Genomic DNA, 18,116 nt, shown 5'->3' on the forward strand with positions numbered 1-18,116 from the left:
CCCACCGCCGGCATCCTGGCGAGGCGCCGAGCTATCTCGACGGGAGCGGTGCGACGCGTCGGACCATGCGCCACCCTACACCAGGCGAGCCCCTACTCCGCAGGTTGCGGAGCGACGAGCTTCCCGCGGGCCGGCCTGCGGCGCGTCTGCTTGATCAGGAACGACCAGAGGCCGAAGCCGCCCAGGCCCGCGAGCGCCAGGCCCGAAAGGAAGACCACGGCCTCGTAGGCGAAGCCGCCTACCTTGCCCGCATGTACGGGATAGAAGGCGTTGTAGGCCCGCTGGCCCGTCCCCAGCGCCATGGCGTCGACGACGCCCAGCACGCGCTCGTCCGACGGATCGATATAGACGACCGTGCGGCCGTTCGGGTGCCATTCGCCGGGCTGCTTCATGCGGATGGACGCCGGCGCGCCGGGCTTGGCGGGGCCGGCGGCGGTGCGCAGGACAGCGTCTGGGAACTGCGCCTGCGCGGCCGAGAGAGCGCGCATCCAGTTGACCTCCCCCTCCTCGGCCTTCGGCGGCTTCATCGGAGCGGGACCCGGCGCGGCCTGCGTCATCAGCTTCTGAGAGGTCTCGTTGAAGATGATCGCCCCGCCGGTCAGGCACAGTACGAACACCGGGACCGCCGTGATCATGCCGAGGTTGCGGTGCGAGCCCAAGAGGTCCGCGCGCCGGCTGATGGTCTTCGGCCAGACCCGCGCGCCGAAGCTGCGCCACACCGGCAGCCAGACGACGACGCCGGTGATCACCAGGACGGCGCCGGCAAGGCCCGCGACGCCGACCACGAAGTCGCCCGTCTCGCCCGCCAGCAGCCGGTGGTGCAGCTCGAAGAGCCAGCCCTCGACGCGATCGGTGGGCTCGAAGCGGGTCAGCAGCCGACCGTCGGCCGTGGCGTAGCCCAGGTCCTTGTCCTCGAAGTACACCCGGTGGACGCCCATGCCGGCGCCGCCGAAGACGACGCTGCGCAATTCGCCCGCGGTCTGCGCCTCCAGCGTCTGGAGCGAGGCGCCCAGCGCCTGGGGCGTGGGCTGAAGGCCTGCCCGCGCCTCGGGCACGCTCAGCTTGATCCAGGGGTCCTCCAGCACCAGCAGGCTGCCGCTGAGACCCAGCGCGACGAGGATCAGCGCGAGGATCGCGCCGGCCCAGGCGTGCAGGGTCCTGAGGAAGCCCATCAGAACGACTTCGCCACGGTCAGCGTGATCGTCCGCCCGCGCCCGGCGAAGAAGCGGACGTTGTCGGTCGGGTTCTGGGTGTCGCTGAAGTAGGTGATGTACTGCTCGTCCAGCAGGTTCTGGACGCCCAGGCTGACATCGGCGACGTCGAAGCGCCAGGTGCCGACCGCATCAACCAGGGTGTAGCCCCCGAAGCTGTTGGCGGCCGGTTCGCCTTCGAAGCTGCGGCCCTCGTACTTCTGGCCCTGGATGCGCAGCGACGCCGGACCCCAGGTGGCCTCGGCAAAGGCGGTGAAACGGTCCGGCGAGATGTTCGCGCCGTTCAGGTCGCGGTCCAGCGTCCCGTCGCCGTTGCCGTCGGTGCGGCCGTCCAGCTTGGAATAGGCGCCGCCGACGGCGAGCCAGTCGGTAGCCTGGAAGCGCAGGGTGGCCTCGAAGCCGTCGATCTTGGTCTTCTGCCGCTGCACGTCGAACGTGCCGCCCGAGTTCAGCACCAGGAGCGCGCCGCGGTCGGACTTCGACTCGAAATAGGCCAGCGACCCGCGCCAGCGATCGAGGTTCACCTCGAGGCCCACCTCGACGTTGTCCGAGACCACCGGCTCGACGTCGAGGTAGGTGTCGATGTCGCGGTTCGGCGTATTGATCGCTCGCAGCACCCGGCCCACGTCGGGCATGGTGAAACCCTCGGCGTACGAGGCGTAGGCCGTTACGCCGTCCACGAGACGCACCGTGCCGCCGAAGTTGACGAGCGTCTTCTCGAAGCTGGGCGAGCCGCCGGCCACCTGCACGCCGCCGCCGGCGGCATAGATGGTGGTGTAGTCGTCGACCTTCAGCGTGGCGTTCTCGTAGCGCACGCCGGCCGAGAGGTGCACGCGGTCCTCGAACAGCGCCTGGCGCAGCTGCACGAACGGCGAGAGGCTCTCGTAGGTGGTCTCGGGCACCCAGTTGCGGTCGGTGAGGATCAGCGCCTGGTAGGTCTTGTCCTTGAGGCCGTCCAGGCCGATCAGGAACTTGAACCCCGGCAGCGCCTCGATCCCGCGCTCGTAATCCAGCTTGAAGCCCAGCTTCTCGGAGTTGTTCTCGGACTGGTCGAACAGCGTCCCCACCGGCGCGATCCGCGGATCCTGGAAGGTGCCTTCGAAGCCGCCGCCGAACGTGCCCTGGTAGTCGTGCGCGAAGGCCTGGGCCGAGAACGCCCCGCCCAGCAGCTCACGGTCCCGGTAGGCCACCGCGATGGAGCTCACCTTGTTGCGCGGCGCCTCGCCCAGCTGGGCCCCGCGGCGGCCGCTGGTGGGCACGCCGGTGGCGCGGTTGCCGTTCACGACCAGGTAGTCGCCGTCGCCCTGCAGTTCGAAGTGGTTGACCATCACCTCGATGCGGCGCGTCTCGGTGAGGTCGTACCCGGCCTTGCCGAACAGCGACCAGCTGTCCGAATCCTGGATGTCGCCCTGGGTGCTGTCGGGCCCGATCCGCAGCCCGTCGGCGTCGTAGAAGGCGCCGCGCGCCTCATAGGCCGCGCCCACGGTGAAGTCCCACGCGCCGAAATTCCGCCCGACGATGCCGGCGGCCTTGTAGCCCAGGCTGTCGCCCTCGCCGCTGTCGTCGAAGGTCGTCTGGCCCAGCACCTTGCCGGCCCAGCCCTCGGCTTCGTCGGGCGTGGGCACGGTGACGTAGTTGATCACACCGCCCGTGGCGCCGATGCCCTGAATGGCGTTCGAGCCGAAGACGACTTCCACGCGGTCGATGAAGAACGGATCGATGGTGAAACCGTCCCGGCTGTCGTCCCGCAGCGGGGTCGACTGGGGGATACCGTCCACCAGGTAGAGCGGCGAGCGGCCGCGCAGGGTCTCCCCGGCGCCCGACAGCTTCTGGCGGGTGGGGGAGAACGACGGAACCAGCGCCGCGACCGCCTCGACCGCGCTCTGCGACAGGGTCTGCTGGGTGACGAGCTCCTGGCTGCCGATCACCTGCACGGTGGCCGGCGTCGCCGCCCGCGGCTGCTCGACGCGCAGAGCGGTGATCACCACCTCGTCCAGATCGGTGGTCGGAGCCTCCTCCGCCCGCGCCGCCCCCGCCATGAGAGCCCCGAACGCCGCGCCGGCCAACCACGCCCTGCCAAAAGTCCGCACTCAGACCCGCTCCACATTTGCGAATGTCTCGCAGGCTCATAGAGCGGTGCAGTTGCAAGTCAATCGCAAAAACTTGAGACCGGAACGGTTGGTCTCCACCTGTGTTGGTGCGCCGACAGGCGCGCTTAGCCCTCAACTTCCCAGGGGATCAGTCCATGTACGTTCTGCCAGAGCTTCCGTACGCCCATGATGCGCTCGAGCCGGTCGTCTCGGCCGAGACGCTGCGCACCCACCACGGCAAGCACCACAAGGCCTATGTGGACAAAACGAACGAGCTCTCGGCCAAGGCCGGGCTCGCCGGCCGCCCGCTCGAGGAGGTGGTGCGCGAGGCGAGGCGCACGGGCGACCAGAAGCTGTTCAACAACTCGGGCCAGGCGTGGAACCACGCCTTCTTCTGGGAATGCATGACGCCCGACTATCAGCCGCCCTCCGGCGAGCTGGCCCAGGCGATTGACCGCGCGTTCGGCGGGCTCGCCGGCCTGAAGGAGGCCTTCGTGACGGAAGGCGTGAACCACTTCGCCTCGGGCTGGGCCTGGCTGCTGGCGGGCGCCGACGGCCTGAAGGTGACCTCGTATCACGACGGCGACAGTCCCATCGTGCACGAGGACGGCGTTCCCCTCCTCGTCTGCGACGTGTGGGAGCACGCCTACTACCTGGACTACAAGAACGACCGGAAGGGCTTCATCGAGCGCTGGTTCGACCAGGCGGTGAACTGGGCTTTCGTCGAGGCGCAGCTGACCGCGGCCAATGGCCAGGGCCAGCCCTTCCGCTACCCGGCCCCCGAGCGCGACGCCCCCTCCGGCGGCGCCGGCGCGGCGCCTAGCGCGCCGCGCTGAGTTCGAAGAGCCCCAGGTCTGTCTGCTCGTCTAGGTTCTGCGAGACGAGCAGACGGCCGTCTGGGGCGACCCCGAGTTCGCCCGTGCCGGCGGGCACCTCGGCCAGCTTGCGCGGCGGGCCGTTCCACGGGTGCAGCCACACCGCGGGCGGCGCGTCCCGCCGCACTAGGAACAGATAGATTCCGTCGCGGCCCACCGTCCAGGCGTCGTTGGCGGCCACCTCGACGCGTGGCGCGGTTCCTCCCGCCGCCTCCACCCTCTCGCCCCCGACAGGCAGTCCGAACAGTCGGCCGTCGGGCGCCGCGCGCAGCTCCCGCCACGGCCGCTCGAAGAGGACCTCAGGCTTGGCGCCCGGCGCGACGGCGACCTGCATGATCCGGTAGGCCCCGCCCCGGCGCTCCAGGTAGCGGATGCGGTCGCCCCCGGGCGACCAGACCGGATCGAGCTTGTCCCGGCCGTCGGAGGTCACCGCGCGCAGGCGCGAACCGTCGCGCTCCACGGTATACACCTCAGCTTTGCGCCCCTTCACGGCCACGAATGCTAGCCGGCGACCGTCGGGCGACCACGTCGGCGAGTTGACGTAAGAGCCGACGATGTTCGTCAGCCGCACCGACTGACCGCCCGGATGGGTCACCCACAGTTCGGACGACCCGCTGCGGTTCGAGACGTAGGCCACCGCCCCGTCGGCAGCGGCGTCCGGCTCCCAGTCCGAGCTCGCGGCGTTGGTCACCGGCCGGACCGCGCCGGGCGGCGTCACCGCGGCAATGTTGGTCCGGCCGCGCGGCAGCTCGACGGCGAGCCGGTTGCGCCGGTCGATGGACATGCGGCTGAATGTCAGCTGTCCGAATCCCAGGCTGATCCGCCGGGGTGGCGCATCGCGGGCCGTGTCTACGGTCCACAGGCCGAACTCCCCGCCTCGGTTGGACGAATAGAAGATGTGCCGGCTGTCCGCCGACCACACATAACCCGCCGCTTTCCACCCGTCGGTGGTCAGCGCGCGCTCTCTCCCAGTGCGCAGATCTTTGAGGAACAGGTCGTCAGCGCCGTGCAGCAGCGTGCGGCGGAAGGCGACATAGCGGCCATCCGGCGAGACTGCAGGGTCGCTGTCGCCCAAGGTGTCGGCCGGCGGCGCGGTCAGGTCGCGCACCGCGCCGCTGGTCAGGTCGACGGCCCGGATCCGCCACAAGGCGTCTGCCGCGGGTCGGTCTCCGATCGCGAGGGTGTTTTCGTCCAGCCACCCCACGCGCGTGTGCGTCGACGATTGACAGGTCGCCGCCACCCTTTCCGGACCCAGCGGCACAGGCGCCACTACCAGCTGGCAGGGCCCTGTCGGCGCCGTGCGCACGAAGACGATCCGGTCGCCCCGAGGCGACCAGGCCGCGCTGTGGTCGTCATGCGGGTGCGTGGTGATCCGAACGGGCGTGCCCTGATCCACGCCGCGGATGTAGAGGTCACGCCCGACGCTGGAGTCCGGCCGCTGCGCATAGACGATCTGCTCGCCGTTGGGCGAAATCGCCGGATGGGTCTCGAGCCCGCGCTCGGCGGTGAGCGGATGGTACGACTGCGCCGTCCAGGCCACCTCGCGCGGCCCGAGCAACGCAAAGGCGCCAAGGCTCGCGGCCACCGCCGCGCCCACGCCTCCCGCCGCCCAGCGCCAGCGCCTGGACGGCGCCTTGCCCGCAGTCTCCTCGGCCGGCGTCACGGCCGGGGCGACGGGGGTCATGCGCCGCACCTCGCCGACCGCCTTAAGCCGGTACCCGACGGTTGGGATGGTATCGAGGCGGATGCGCGGATTGTCGGACAGCGCTTTGCGGAGCTGCGCGACGCAGCGGTTGAGCGCGCCTTCGGTGACGATCCGACCGTCCCAGCACAGGTCGATCAGCTCGTCTCGGCTCACCGGGTGGCCCCGCGCCCGGTGCAGGGCGACGAGCACCTTCATCACCCGCGGCTCCAGCATGGTCAGCCGCCCGTCGGTCTCGACCTCCAAGGCGGACGGCCGCACCTGGGTCCCCGCCAGCATGAAGGGCAGCTCGCGGGCCAGCGAGAGCTTCGGCCACAGCGCGACATGCTCGTTCATCGCGAAACCATCACGAATAAATCACGCCCACAGCCACGTCGTCCCCACTCGAACATCCGACAAAGCGCCCCGTCTGAACAGCCCAGTTCTCCGGGATTACCGCGATGTCACGTATCACCGTTCTCGCTATCGCTTGCGCCGCCGCCAGCCCGGCCGCCGCTCAGGATAGCGCCGTCCGCTCGGCAGCCGACGCGTTCGGCGAGCGCGTGGGTATCGAACAGATCGGCCTCTACAACGAAGGCCAGGTCCGCGGCTTCGACCTGAATGCGTCGGGCGCCTATCGGATCGAGGACGCCTACTTCAGCCGCGCCGCGCCCCTCAACGACCCGGTGCTGGCCGGGGTGGGCGTACGGGTGGGCGTGAACGCCGCGCGCCTCGCCTACCCCGCTCCGTCGGGCGTCGTGAACTACCGGTTACGTGAGCCCGGCCCCCGCAATGGCTTCACGATCGGCGCAGGCCTGCGCGACTATGGGACTCCCACCATTGAGTTCAACGGCTCGTGGAAGGACGAGGCCGATCGCTTCAGCCTGGCGGGCGGAGCGGTCTGGCGGCCCATAGCGCGCTGGGGCGCCGGCACCGAGGGCGAGGCGGTGGACGTCGGCATCGTCGGCCGCTGGCGAATCTCCGAGACCCAAACCCTGCGCGCGTTCGCGACGACGTACGACCGCCACTACGACGGCGACTTCGCCTTCCACTCCGCCGACGGCGTCCTTCCGCCCGACGCTCAGGAGCGCCGGAATTATTCGCCCGAGTGGGCGCGCGTAGAAGCCACCAGCGCCAACTTAGGCGCGCTGTACAACGGACGCTTCAACGGCTGGTCCGTCGACCTGTCGGCTTTCCGGTCGGTTTTCGACCTCGGGCGCTCGGACTTCACGCTGATCGAGACCCGCGCCGACGGCAGCGCGACGGCCACGGCCATGATCGTCCCCGCCAAGACCAACACCTCGGACTCCGCGGAAGCCCGCCTCAGCCGGGTGTTCGAGGTCGGCGCGTTCAGCCACCTGCTCAGCGCCTCGGTACGCGGCCGCAAGAGCGAGGTGGAGCTCGCCAGCACGCTCTTCGTCCCGCTGGGAGCCCTGACCCTCGACACTGTCGTCGCCCCTTCGTCTGAGCCGGTCTGGTCCGGGACCCGCGGCCTCGACGTCGTGGAGCAAGTCACCGGCTCGGTGGGCTACGGCCTGGTCTGGGCCGACCGACTGCAGGTGCGGCTGGGCGCCCATCGCACCCGCTACGAGAAGACGGTCGACACGCTCTCCGGCGCCCGCACCCGCGGCGTCGACCAGACCACGCTCTACAACGCTTCCGCCGTCTGGAGCGTGACGTCGAGGACCGCGCTGTTCGCCAGCTGGGTTACGGGCCTGGAGGAGTCGGGCGTCGCGCCGCAGACCGCCACCAACCGCGACGAGGTGCTCGCGCCCGTCGAGGCCGAGCAGTACGAGGTCGGCGTCCGGCACGCGGTGACTTCGGGCCTGACCTTCATTGGCGCCCTCTTTGAGGTGTCCAAGCCCACCACGGGTTTCCGAGCCGACGGCTCCTTCGCCTTTGTCGGCGAGGTGGCGCACCGCGGCGTCGAGGGCTCGCTGGCCGGCCGCCTGGACGATAAGACCAGCATCGTCCTCGGCGCCGTGGCCTTCCAGCCCGAGGTCACGGGACCTCTGGTGGAGGCCGGGGTTGTCGGCGAACGGGCGGCGGGCATCTCCAGCGTCGTCGCCAACGCCAGCGTCGAACGCCAGCTGGGCGCCGGCTGGTCGGTGGATGCCCAGCTAACCTATTCGGGCGACCGCTGGGCCGACACGCGCAACACGTTCAAGACGCCCGCGCAGGTGCAGGTGAACCTCGGCGCACGGCGTCGCTTCGAGCTTCAGGGCCGGCCGGCCACGCTGCGCGTGCTGGCGTCCAACATCACAGGGGCGGACGGCTATTGGGGCTCGCCGTCCGGTCTGCTGTGGCCGATCACCCCGCCGACCGTACGTGCAATGCTGACGATCGGCTTCGGAGGCTAGTCGGCCGCGGCCTGCGCCTTGCCGCCCCTGGCCTGGACCATCAGCTTGACGAGCTCCTCGGTCACCTTCGGCTCGAGGCCTTCGGTGTGCCCCTTGTCCATGCGGACGACGTCGGCGACCACGCGCCCGTCGCGGCACTTCTCATAGACCCATTCCTGAGCCACGCCGGGCCGCGCCTTCGTGCCCCAGACCTTGTAGCCGGCGCGCTGGTAGTCCCAGACGTAGCCTGGCCTGTCGTCGACGATGTCCTTGCGTCGCACCCGGGCGGCGCAGCCGAACCGCTCGGCCAGCGGCGAGGTCTCGGGCAGGTGCTCGATCTCGTACTCGCCCACGGTGAAGACATGGGAGAAGTCGCAGGCGGGGCCGCTTCCCGCCGGCATCGGCGGCCGCGGACGAGGATCAGGCGGCGAGCCGTCCGGCTTCGGCGGGCCGAAGGCGGCCACGAACGGCGCCTGGCCCACGCGCCCGCCCGAGAGGCTCAGCCAGCCGTCGACCTTGTCCTTAAAGAAGTCCGAACAGACGATCCGGCTGGACGTGAGGCCGCCCTGGCTGTGGCCCGCCAGCCAGAAAGACCGGATGTTCTTCTGGCCGAAGGTGTCGAACACCCAGGTGGTGATGTTCTGCAGGTGCGCGTCGTCGGCGGCGCCATCCCACCGGCGCACCGGCGTCGCGGTCGCCGCGGTCGGCGTCGCCACCACCAGCCGGTACTTCTCCTTGTAGTCGGCGACGGGGAAGTAGTGCCGCTGCCAGTTGCCGATCGAGCCTGCTCCGTGGAGGTTCAGGACGAACACCACCTTCTCGCCCGGCTTTAGGTCGCAAGGGTAGTCCAGCCAGAACTTGCGCCCTGTCTTGGCGTCGGTTGCGTTCCCCAGATTCGCCAGGTCGCCGCCCGCGGCGCACGCCTCGCCCACGCAGCGCGCCGGCGGCGGCGAGGTGCAGGCCACCCCGCCGACGTCCTTGGCCATGGCGGGCGCCGTCCAGAACCCCAGCACAGCGGCCGCCGCGCCCCACGCGATCTTCGACATGGTCAGTCCTCCCAGCGGACGCCTATCGGTGCGGCGCCTCGCCGGGAAGGTCCGGGCTCAACCTTGCAGCCGTATTTCAGCTCACTCCCACCAATAGGGCGCGCGCTTTCGATCCCCCGTGACCACCTCGTTCATGGTCAGAGGATCGTACATCCGGCCGCCCACCATCACCCGATGCACCTTCTCGGAGTTGCGGATGTCGGTCGTGGGATCGGCGTCCAGCACCACCAGGTCGGCCAGCTTGCCGGCTTCGAGCGAGCCCACGTCGGCCGCCATGCCCAGCGACTGGGCGGGCACGATCGTGCCGGCGCGCAGCGCTTCCATTGGCGTCATGCCGCCGCGGACGAACGACCACAGCTCCCAGTGCGGACCGATCCCCGCCTGCTGGCCGTGGGCGCCGATCGAGACCGGCACCCCGCGCTTGGCCAGCTTGTGGGCCTCGCGCGCACTGTCGTCGTCGACGTAATCGCCCTCCGGCGCGATCGGCCGTCGAACGGTCTCGGCGGCGAGCTGCGCCGGCGGCGTGTGGGCCTTCACCACCGGCTGCTCCCAGACATTGGTGTGCGCCCGCCAGTAGGGGTCGCCCGCCAGGCCGCCGAAGGTCACCACCAGAGTGGGCGTGTAGTAGGTGCGGCTCTGGCCCATGTAGCTCAGCACGTCCTCGTAGAGGCGCATCTGCGGGATGTTGTGCTCGAGCGTCGAATTGCCGTCCGCGACCAGGGTCATGTCCTGGCCGAACAGCGCCCCGCCCTCGGCTACGACCTGCATGCCCTCCCGGCGGGCGGCCTCGACGACCTGCTGGCGCTGGTCGCGACGCGGCTGGTTGTAGTTCTTCACGCTGTGGGCGCCCTGGGCCTTCAGCCGCCGGACGTGGGCCAGGGCGTCGTCCAGGCTGTTGATCTCGGCGTAGTTCCGCGGCGAGCGGGCGCCGTAGACCGTCTCGCCGGTCGAGAAGATGCGCGGCCCCACGATTCTGCCGGTCCGCTGCAGCTCTTGGGCCGCGAACACCTCGGCCGCCCGCGTGGACGGGTCGTGGATCGTCGTCGTCCCCAGCGCGAGGTTGGCCAGCAGCGACCAGTTCTGCTGCGGCGTCAGCTCATCGACGCCGTAGGGGCCGTGGGCGTGGGCGTCCACCAGGCCCGGGATGATGGTCTTGCCGGCCATGTCGACGGTGCGCGCGCCGGCCGGCGCCTGGACCTCGCCCCGGCGCCCCACGGCGGCGATGCGATCGCCCTCGATGACGATCACCCCGTCCTCGATGACGCCGCCGTCCTCGCGCGCCATGGTGACGACGCGGGCGCCCGTCAGCACCACCGTGCCCGTCGGTTTGGCCGCCGCCACCTCGGTCGCCAGCGACACCCCGGTCTTCGGCGGCTCGAACTTCGTCGCGTCCTCGCCCGCCGGCGCCTGGCGGAACAGGGCCGACGTCGAGGCGGTGTAGACCGTCGGGCCCACGCTCCAGTGCAGCTGGCCGCCGTTCTGCGACCAGTGCATCCAGTTGGCGCCGCCGTAGCTGGCGCGCGTCACCGGCATCGGCCCGCCCTTGAGGTCGACCGCCACCTCCTGGCCGCCCGGCATCAGCGGCATGACGTGGGCCTCGTGGTTCTGGCGGAAGGCGAAGAACTGGCCGTCTGGCGAGACGGCGAAGTCGTTCACCAGCTCGCCCTGGGCGTGAACCCGCTTGGCCTCGCCGTTCAGGTCGGTGGAGACCAGCTGCTGCTTGCCCTTGTCGGAGCCCACCATGAAGACGCGGTCGTTGGCGGCGCCAAACTGCGGCGAGCCCATATTGCGGGCGATGCGCTCGGGCGCCCCGCCGCTCGCGGCCACACGGTAGACGCCCGGGTTTTCGGACCAGGCGCGCGAGGTCAGGAAGCCGCCCTCGTTCTTCTCGAAGACGATCGTCTTGCCGTCGGGCGAGAACTGCGGCCGGGCGTAGTGGCCCGGCTGGCTGGTGACGTCCTTGGGCGCGCCGCCCGACGCCGCCACGGTCTTGATGCGGCCTAGCCCCCGGTCGGTCCAGCTGACGAAGGCCACGGTGCGGCCGTCCCGCGACCAGGCGGGGAACAGCTCGAAGGCGTCGTCGTTCGTCCGCGTCAGACGGCGGGCCTGGCCGCCGGCCATCGGCTTCACCCAGAGCTTGCCAAGGCTTTCATAGACCACCTGCCGGCCGTCGGGAGAGACCGCGGCGAAGCGAGTCATACGGGTGGTGAACCGGTCCGGCGCCACAGTTACCTTCGGATGGGGCGCGTCGATCACCGGCCGGGTGTCGTTCACCCGGAACGGGATCACCTGGGCCTCGCCGCCGTCGGCGCCAATTCGGCGGATCTTGCCGCCCGCCCAGAACACCAGGCTCTTGGAATCCGGTGTCCAGGCCAGGTTCGGATAGAGGCCGACGACCGCCCAGGTTTCCTGCATGTCGGGATCGAGTTCGGCGTAGATCTTTCGCTCTTCGCCGGACGTCAGGTCCTTCACCCACAGGCCTGACTTCGTCCGTTCGCGGCGCACGAAGGCGATCTTCTTGCCGTCCGGTGACGGCGCCGGCCGCACCGAACCGCCCGCGCCGGCCACGGCCGTCGAGACCTCGCCGGTCGCCAGCTCATAGCGCTCGATGTTGAAGAGGTCGGTGTTGGAGTCCTGGGCGTATTCGAAGATCGGCCCGGGCGTGACGTTGCGCGTGTAGTAGATCGACTTGCCGTCGGGCGCGAAAGTGGGCTCGCCCAGCTCCTTCTGGTGCTGCTCGTTCGGCTTCTTCACCAGCGGCACGCCGCCGCCGCCCGACACGTGGTACAGCCAGACCTCGCCGGTGCCCAGCGAACGGCCTGTCGTGAAATGCTTCTTGGCGGCGATGAAGCGGCCGTCGGGGCTCCAGGTCGGCTGGTTCAGCAGCCGGAACTCCTCCTTCGTCACCTGGCGCTTGTCGGAGCCGTCTAGGTTCATCACCCAGATGTTGTCGCCGCCGCCCCGGTCCGAGGTGAAGGCGATGCGCCGACCGTCCGGCGAGAATCGCGGCTGCACCTCCCAGGCCAGGCCCTCGGCGATCCGGGTCGGGGTCCCGCCGGCGATCGGCATGACGTAGATGTCGCCCAAGAGGGCGAAGGCGATGGTTCGGCCGTCGGGGCTGACGTCCAGGTCCATCCAGGTGCCCTCGTCCACATTGATCGGGACTTGGCGGATCTGGCCCACCGTCGGCGGGTTGTTCACGTCCCACTTCGGCGGCTTGCCCGTCTGGGCCGCGGCGCCGGCCGCAGGCGTCGTCGGCTTCGGAAGATCGCGGCGGGCGTCCGGATTGGCCGCCTGGTCCTCCGGGCCTTGGGTCGCCTGGACCGGCGGCGGGGCGGGCTGCTGGGCGGCCGCGGGCGAGATCCCGATGGACGCAGCGACGAACAACGCAAGCTTGGACTTCATGGACGCCCCCTCTTATGGCGGCGTCATTGGTAGCAAGCGGACGCTTGCGCGCAACGGCCGTAAGCACGACCGTGTTCGCCAAGATTCCAGGGAGTCGGGGAAGAATGATCCGCCAAGCCGCCGCGTTCGCGGTAAGCCTGTTGCTCTGCGCCTGCGCAACCGCGCCAGCGCCCGCCCCCGAAACCGCGCCCGCCGCCGACCCGCAGGCGCGCTGGGAACAGGGTCAGGCCGCCTATCTCGCCTGGAACGCCCGGCGGCCGGGCTGGAAGACCACCGACAGCGGCCTGCAGTACAAGGTGCTGAAGAAGGCGCCAGCCTCCGCGCCGAAGCCGGCGCCGGGCGCGACCGTGACCATCCACTACACCGGGACCTTCATCGACGGCCGCAAGTTCGACTCGTCCCGCGACCGCGGCGAGCCCGCCACCTTTCCGCTCGGCCGGCTGATCAAGGGCTGGCAGGAAGGCGTGCCGATGATGCGGGTGGGCGAGCGCTGGCTGTTCGCCATCCCCGCCGACCTGGCCTACGGCGACCGCAACCGCGCCCCGATCCCGAACGGAAGCGCGCTGCTGTTCGACATCGAACTGATCGCCATTCCCGAACAGCCGCCCGCCGGCTGACCGGCTACCAGCCGTTGCGCTTGTAACCTTCCGGCGGCTTGCCGTGGGAGCCCAGGCTGGACCAGCGGGCCTCCTCGGCCTTGTGCACGTACTGCTCGGCGACGAGCCAGGCCTTCACCGGCCGAAGCGCGCCCAGGCAGCCGCCGATCAGCGCTGGGAACACCACGGCGAACTGCGCCCAGATCGGCGGCTGGGCCATCACCGCCCAGACGCCCCAGAAGGTCGTGACCACGATGGCCACGCCGCTCATCACGAAGAACGCCGGTCCGTCCGCCGGATCGGCGAAGCTGAAGTCCAGACCGCAGGCCTCGCAGCGCGGAGCCACGTTCAGGAAGCCTTTGAAGACGCGTCCTTCCCCGCAACGCGGGCAGCGACAGCGCAGGCCGGCGACGACCGTGGACGGCGTGTTGAACTGGGTCATCGACGACCCTCCATACAATCCGGGTTGATGTCCATACAATCTGCGCATAATGTATGGATCGCGGTGGGGGAGAGCAAGCATGGCGGCCGACAAATCCGCTGACGTGTGGCTCGGCCGCGTGCGCTCGGGCGGGCCGGTTTACCTCGCGATCCTGGAAGCCTTGGCCGAAGCCGTTCGCGCCGGCGAGCTTCAGCCGGGCGACCGTCTGCCGCCGCAGCGGGCGGTGGCCGACCGCCTGGGCGTCGACCTGACCACCGTCACCCGCGCCTACGCCGCCGCCCGCGACCGCGGCCTGGTCGAAGGCACCGTCGGCCGCGGCACCTTCGTGCGCGCCCGCCGCGAGGAGGACGAGACCGGCGTCGTCGACCTTTCCATGAACCTGCCGCCGCCGCCGGAGGGGCTGTCGCTGGGCCGCCTGCTGCAGGAAACCAGCGCCGCCATCCTGCAGCGCACCGACGCCGCGACCCTGATGGCCTACCACCCCGGCGCCGGAGCCCTGGGCCAGCGGATCGCCGGCGCCCGCTGGCTCGCGCCCGTGCTGGGCGAGGTTTCGCCCGAGCGGGTGCTGGTCGGCCCCGGCGCCCAGGCGGCGCTGGCGGCCGTGCTCTCGTGCATCTGCAAGCCTGGCGACGCGGTGGTGGCCGAAGCCCTCACCTACCCCGGCTTCCGCGCGGTGGCGGCTCAACTCGGCCTGCGCGTCCTCGCCTGCCCGATGGACGAGGAAGGCCCCGAGCCCCAGGCGCTGGAGCGGCTCTGCGCCGAGCACCGGCCGGCGGCCATCTATGTCGTGCCGACCATGCAGAACCCGGCCGCCTCGACGATGGGCGCCGCCCGCCGCGCCGAGGTCGCCCGCATCGCCGCCAGCTGCGGCGTCTGGCTCCTCGAGGACGATCCCTACAGCCGCCTCTGCGAAGCGCCGCCCCAGGGACTGGCCGCCATCGCGCCCGATCGGACATTCCACATCGCCACCCTGGCCAAGTGCCTGACGCCGGGGCTGCGGATCGCCTATGTGGCGGCGCCCGACGGTCAGGCCGGCCGCATCGCCGAGGCCCTGCGCGCCACCGCCCTGATGACCGCGCCGCTGATGGCCGCTGTCGCCACCACCTGGATCCGCGAGGGAACCGCCGAGACACTGCTGAAGGCGGTGCGCGCGGAGGCTGTCGCCCGCCGCGCCCTCGCCGCCGAAGCCCTGCCCGGCGCAGTTGGCGCGCCCGAGAGCCTGCACGTCTGGCTGCCGCTGCCGCGCGGCGCCTCCGCCGACCGCCTGCGCCAGGCCGCCCAGGCTCGCGGCCTCTCGCTCACCGCCGCCGACGCCTTCGCCGTGTCGCCAGAGGCGCCGGACGGCGTCCGCATCTCGCTGGGGGCGGCCTCGAAGCGCGCGGTGCTGGCCGAGGCCCTGCGCACCGTCGGCCAACTTGTCCGCAGCGGGCCGCAGCCGGCGCCCGCAATCGTCTGAGGCTGGTGGGGACACTGGGAATCGAACCCAGACGGGCGAGGCCCGAGCGATTTTAAGTCGCTTGCGTCTACCAGTTCCGCCATGTCCCCGGCCGCCAGAGGCCTAAGCGATATCGGCGGGCGGGTCGATAGCGGTCAGGTCGGCGGCTCGTCGGGCGTGGCGGGCGCCTGGGTCGGCGCCGGGGCGGGCGTTGGCGCGGCTTCGCTCGGCGCGGGCGTCTGCGCCGCAGCCGGGACCGCAGGCTCGGGATCGGCTTCGGCGGCGGCGGGCGCCGGTTCGGCGGCATCGGCCTTCGGCGCCGGCGTCTCGTCTTCCTCCTCCTCCTCCGCCTTCTCCGGCGGAACCTCGGCGGCGGCCTGCGCCGCCGCGCCTGCCGGCGGCCCGACCGGGGGCGCCTGCGGGGCCTGGGCCGCGGCCGGCGGGGCCTCGCGGCGCCAGCCGGGCAGATGGAACTCCACGTCCCGGAACATGCCGTGCAGGAAGCTCGCCAGGCTCAAGAGCGCGAGCGCGGTCAACGCGCGGCGCTTGGCGAGCGGACTGGCGAAGCGGCCTTCCACATAGCTCATGGCCGCACCTTAGACCGGTGCTCGCCCGCCGCAACCGGCCGCATCGAGCTTGACCGCCGCCGCTTCGCCTGCGACGTGCCCCCGGCGATGATCCTGACGCTCTCCTGTCCCGACCAGCCCGGCATCGTGGCCCGGGTTTCCGCCCTGCTCTTCGAGCGCGGCGCCAACATCCTGGACGCCCAGCAGTTCGACGACGAGGAGACCGGCCGGTTCTTCATGCGCGTGGTCTTCGACCCCGGCCAGGCGAGCGTCGAGGACTGGCGCGCCGCCTTCGCCCCGCTTGGCGAGCAGTACGCCATGACCTGGCAGATGCGCGCCCGCGGCGAGCGCCGCCGGGTGATGATCCTCGCCTCGCAACAGGACCACTGCCTGGCCGACCTCATCTGGCGCTGGCGTCAGGGCGAGCTGCCGATGGACATCGCGGCCGTGGTCTCGAACCACCCGGCGTCCACCTACCCGCACACCGACCTGCACGGCATCGCCTTCCACCACCTGCCGATCACCGCCGAGACCAAGCCCCAGCAGGAGGCCAGGCTCTGGAAGCTGATCCAGGAAACGGGAACCGAGCTCGTGGTGCTCGCCCGCTACATGCAGATCCTGTCGGACGACCTGTCGGCCAAGCTCGAGGGCCGCTGCATCAACATCCACCACTCGTTCCTGCCCGGCTTCAAGGGCGCGCGGCCCTATCACCAGGCTCATGCGCGCGGGGTGAAGGTGATCGGCGCCACCGCCCACTACGTCACCGCTGACCTCGACGAGGGCCCCATCATCGAGCAGGACGTGGAGCGCATCAGCCACCGCGACCACCCCCGCGACCTGATCCGCAAGGGCCGCGACATCGAGCGCCGCGTGCTGGCGCGCGCGGTGCGCTGGCACCTCGAGGACCGCGTCCTGCTCAACGGCCGCAAGACCGTGGTCTTCACCGACTGAGGCCACGCTCCCGTTAGTCGGGCGCGCGCGGGCGTCCACAATCCAAGGTCGCGATTAAGCCCCTGTAACGGAACGCATTTTCATGCGTTGATGAACAGCGGTCTCCGTCCAGCCAGCCGGGCTGGGCGGCGGATCGGCTGGGGTCGCCATGGCTGCGTCCGACTCACCGATGGCGAGCGTCACCGCCTTGCCGCTGTTCGACCGGGACGCGCCGAAGGTGGCGGGCCTCATCGCCGTCATCCGGCGGCTCACAATCGCCCGCTCCACGCCCGAGATCATGGAGATCGTCACCAAGGCGGCCCGCAATCTGCTGGGCGCCGACGGGGTCTCCTTCGTCCTGCGCGACGGCCAGCACTGCCACTATGCCGAGGAAGACGCGACCTCGCCGCTGTGGAAGGGCCAGCGCTTTCCCTCGAGCGCGTGCATCTCGGGCTGGTGCATGGAGCACGGGGAGGCGGTGGCCATCCCCGACGTTTACCAGGACGACCGCGTCCCCCACGACGCCTACCGGCCGACCTTCGTGCGCAGCCTGATCATGGCCCCGGTGCGCCAGGAGCAGCCGATCGCCGCCATCGCCGCCTACTGGGGGCGCGTCCGGCAGTTCAGCGCCGAGGAGGTGGAGCTGCTCCAGACCGTGGCGAACGCCGCGGCCCTCGCCGTGGCGCTCGTGCGGGCCATGGAGGAGCGGGAGGCGGCGCGCGCGCATGGAGGCCCGTTCAGCCTGCGCGGCGCAGGCGCTGCGCTTCGCCAGGCCAGCCATGGGCTGGTGTTCCGGCTGGCGCTCGCCCGGAACGCGTTCCGGCTGGCCACTCGTTCGGGCCTGGGCGCGGCCGTCCGATGGGGACCGGTGCGGGCCTGGCTGGCGAGGCGGCCCATCGCCCAGTGGCACCGCGTGCTGAACGGCCTGCTGTTCACCGGCCTCGCCTGGGCCGCGCGCGCCTCGATGTCGCCGGTGATGGGCGACGAGAGTCCCTATGCGTTCTTCGTGCCGGCGGTGCTCGTCGCGGCGATGCGCGGCGGCCGCACGGCAGGGGTGACCGCCATGCTGGCCGGCGGTCTCGTGGCCAACGTGACCTTCGTCGGCGACGCGGGCGCCATCGACATCGAGGGCGGACACCTGTGGGCGCTGATGTCCTTCTGGGCGTCCTCGGTCTTCATCATCATCGTCGGCGACGGCATGAGCCGCGCGCTGCGGCGCGAGGCCGTGGCCAACGACCACCTCGAAGTCATCCGCGGCGAGCTGCAGCACCGCATCAAGAACATCGTCACCATCGCCCAGGCGCTCGCCCGGCAGACGGCGCGCACCACCCAGGGGGTGAGGGAATTCGAAGCAGCCCTCGCCGAGCGCCTGGAAGCGCTGGCCGAGGCTCAGGTCCTCTTGCTGGAGGACCAAGTCCGGGGCGCCGAGCTCGGGACACTGGTCAGCCGGATCCTTGCGCCGTTCGGCGTCGACGGGCGTCTGGAGGTATCCGGCGGCCC

The 18,116-nt window shown here is 70.8% G+C and carries 13 protein-coding genes and 1 tRNA gene; 6 read left to right on the forward strand and 8 right to left on the reverse strand.

Features of this window, described 5'->3' with window-relative positions:
• Positions 1–92: 92 nt before the first annotated feature.
• Both RIF93_RS03855 and RIF93_RS03860 read right to left on the reverse strand, forming a co-directional pair.
• Positions 93–1,172 carry a PepSY-associated TM helix domain-containing protein gene (locus RIF93_RS03855; protein WP_309088628.1) on the reverse strand — a complete coding sequence of 360 codons (1,080 nt, stop codon included), beginning with the start codon at positions 1,170–1,172 and terminating at the stop codon, positions 93–95.
• The gene (locus RIF93_RS03860; RefSeq protein WP_309088630.1) at positions 1,172–3,250 is read right to left on the reverse strand and encodes a TonB-dependent receptor; all 2,079 of its coding nucleotides are present in this window, start codon (positions 3,248–3,250) and stop codon (positions 1,172–1,174) included. Before RIF93_RS03860 ends, RIF93_RS03855 begins: the two co-directional genes overlap by 1 nt.
• Positions 3,251–3,456: 206 nt before the next feature.
• Between RIF93_RS03860 and RIF93_RS03865 the strand changes: the two genes are divergently transcribed.
• The gene (locus RIF93_RS03865) at positions 3,457–4,137 is read left to right on the forward strand and encodes a superoxide dismutase (protein ID WP_309088632.1); all 681 of its coding nucleotides are present in this window, start codon (positions 3,457–3,459) and stop codon (positions 4,135–4,137) included.
• Here RIF93_RS03865 and RIF93_RS03870 read toward each other — a convergent pair.
• Positions 4,121–6,214 carry a winged helix-turn-helix domain-containing protein gene (locus RIF93_RS03870; protein WP_309088634.1) on the reverse strand — a complete coding sequence of 698 codons (2,094 nt, stop codon included), beginning with the start codon at positions 6,212–6,214 and terminating at the stop codon, positions 4,121–4,123. The genes RIF93_RS03865 and RIF93_RS03870 overlap by 17 nt on opposite strands.
• 104 nt (positions 6,215–6,318) lie before the next feature.
• Here RIF93_RS03870 and RIF93_RS03875 point away from each other — a divergent pair, with 104 nt between their 5' ends.
• Positions 6,319–8,217: a TonB-dependent receptor domain-containing protein gene (locus RIF93_RS03875; RefSeq protein ID WP_309088636.1), complete on the forward strand. Its 1,899-nt coding sequence runs from the start codon at positions 6,319–6,321 to the stop codon at positions 8,215–8,217.
• Here RIF93_RS03875 and RIF93_RS03880 read toward each other — a convergent pair.
• Both RIF93_RS03880 and RIF93_RS03885 read right to left on the reverse strand, forming a co-directional pair.
• The gene (locus RIF93_RS03880) at positions 8,214–9,242 is read right to left on the reverse strand and encodes a hypothetical protein (protein ID WP_309088638.1); all 1,029 of its coding nucleotides are present in this window, start codon (positions 9,240–9,242) and stop codon (positions 8,214–8,216) included. The genes RIF93_RS03875 and RIF93_RS03880 overlap by 4 nt on opposite strands.
• An 81-nt stretch (positions 9,243–9,323) precedes the next feature.
• Positions 9,324–12,647, reverse strand: coding sequence for an amidohydrolase family protein (locus RIF93_RS03885; protein ID WP_309088640.1), 3,324 nt, complete (start codon positions 12,645–12,647; stop codon positions 9,324–9,326).
• Positions 12,648–12,751: 104 nt separating this feature from the next.
• On the opposite strand from RIF93_RS03885, the gene RIF93_RS03890 reads away from it, so the two are divergent.
• A complete protein-coding gene (locus RIF93_RS03890; RefSeq protein ID WP_309088642.1) occupies positions 12,752–13,264 on the forward strand; it encodes an FKBP-type peptidyl-prolyl cis-trans isomerase in 513 nt (170 codons plus the stop codon).
• Positions 13,265–13,268: 4 nt separating this feature from the next.
• Here the strand turns inward: RIF93_RS03890 and RIF93_RS03895 are convergent, their stop codons facing one another.
• Entirely contained in the window at positions 13,269–13,685 is a 417-nt protein-coding gene (locus tag RIF93_RS03895) for a DUF983 domain-containing protein (RefSeq protein ID WP_309088644.1), read from the reverse strand.
• A gap of 79 nt (positions 13,686–13,764) precedes the next feature.
• Between RIF93_RS03895 and RIF93_RS03900 the strand changes: the two genes are divergently transcribed.
• Positions 13,765–15,141 (forward strand): PLP-dependent aminotransferase family protein, encoded by a 1,377-nt coding sequence (locus tag RIF93_RS03900; protein WP_309088646.1) that lies wholly within the window; start codon positions 13,765–13,767, stop codon positions 15,139–15,141.
• A gap of 3 nt (positions 15,142–15,144) precedes the next feature.
• Here the strand turns inward: RIF93_RS03900 and RIF93_RS03905 are convergent.
• Together RIF93_RS03905 and RIF93_RS03910 are read right to left on the reverse strand one after the other, a co-directional pair.
• A tRNA-Leu gene (locus RIF93_RS03905) sits at positions 15,145–15,230 on the reverse strand.
• A 45-nt stretch (positions 15,231–15,275) separates the two neighbouring features.
• Entirely contained in the window at positions 15,276–15,707 is a 432-nt protein-coding gene (locus RIF93_RS03910; protein ID WP_309088648.1) for a hypothetical protein, read from the reverse strand.
• A gap of 87 nt (positions 15,708–15,794) precedes the next feature.
• On the opposite strand from RIF93_RS03910, the gene purU reads away from it, so the two are divergent.
• Positions 15,795–16,637 (forward strand): formyltetrahydrofolate deformylase, encoded by an 843-nt coding sequence (gene purU, locus RIF93_RS03915; protein WP_309088654.1) that lies wholly within the window; start codon positions 15,795–15,797, stop codon positions 16,635–16,637.
• Positions 16,638–16,785: 148 nt separating this feature from the next.
• Positions 16,786–18,116: HWE histidine kinase domain-containing protein (locus tag RIF93_RS03920; protein ID WP_309088650.1), on the forward strand; the 1,331-nt coding region annotated here is incomplete at its 3' end.

Source organism: Phenylobacterium sp. (assembly GCF_031181185.1).
GTDB lineage: Bacteria > Pseudomonadota > Alphaproteobacteria > Caulobacterales > Caulobacteraceae > Phenylobacterium.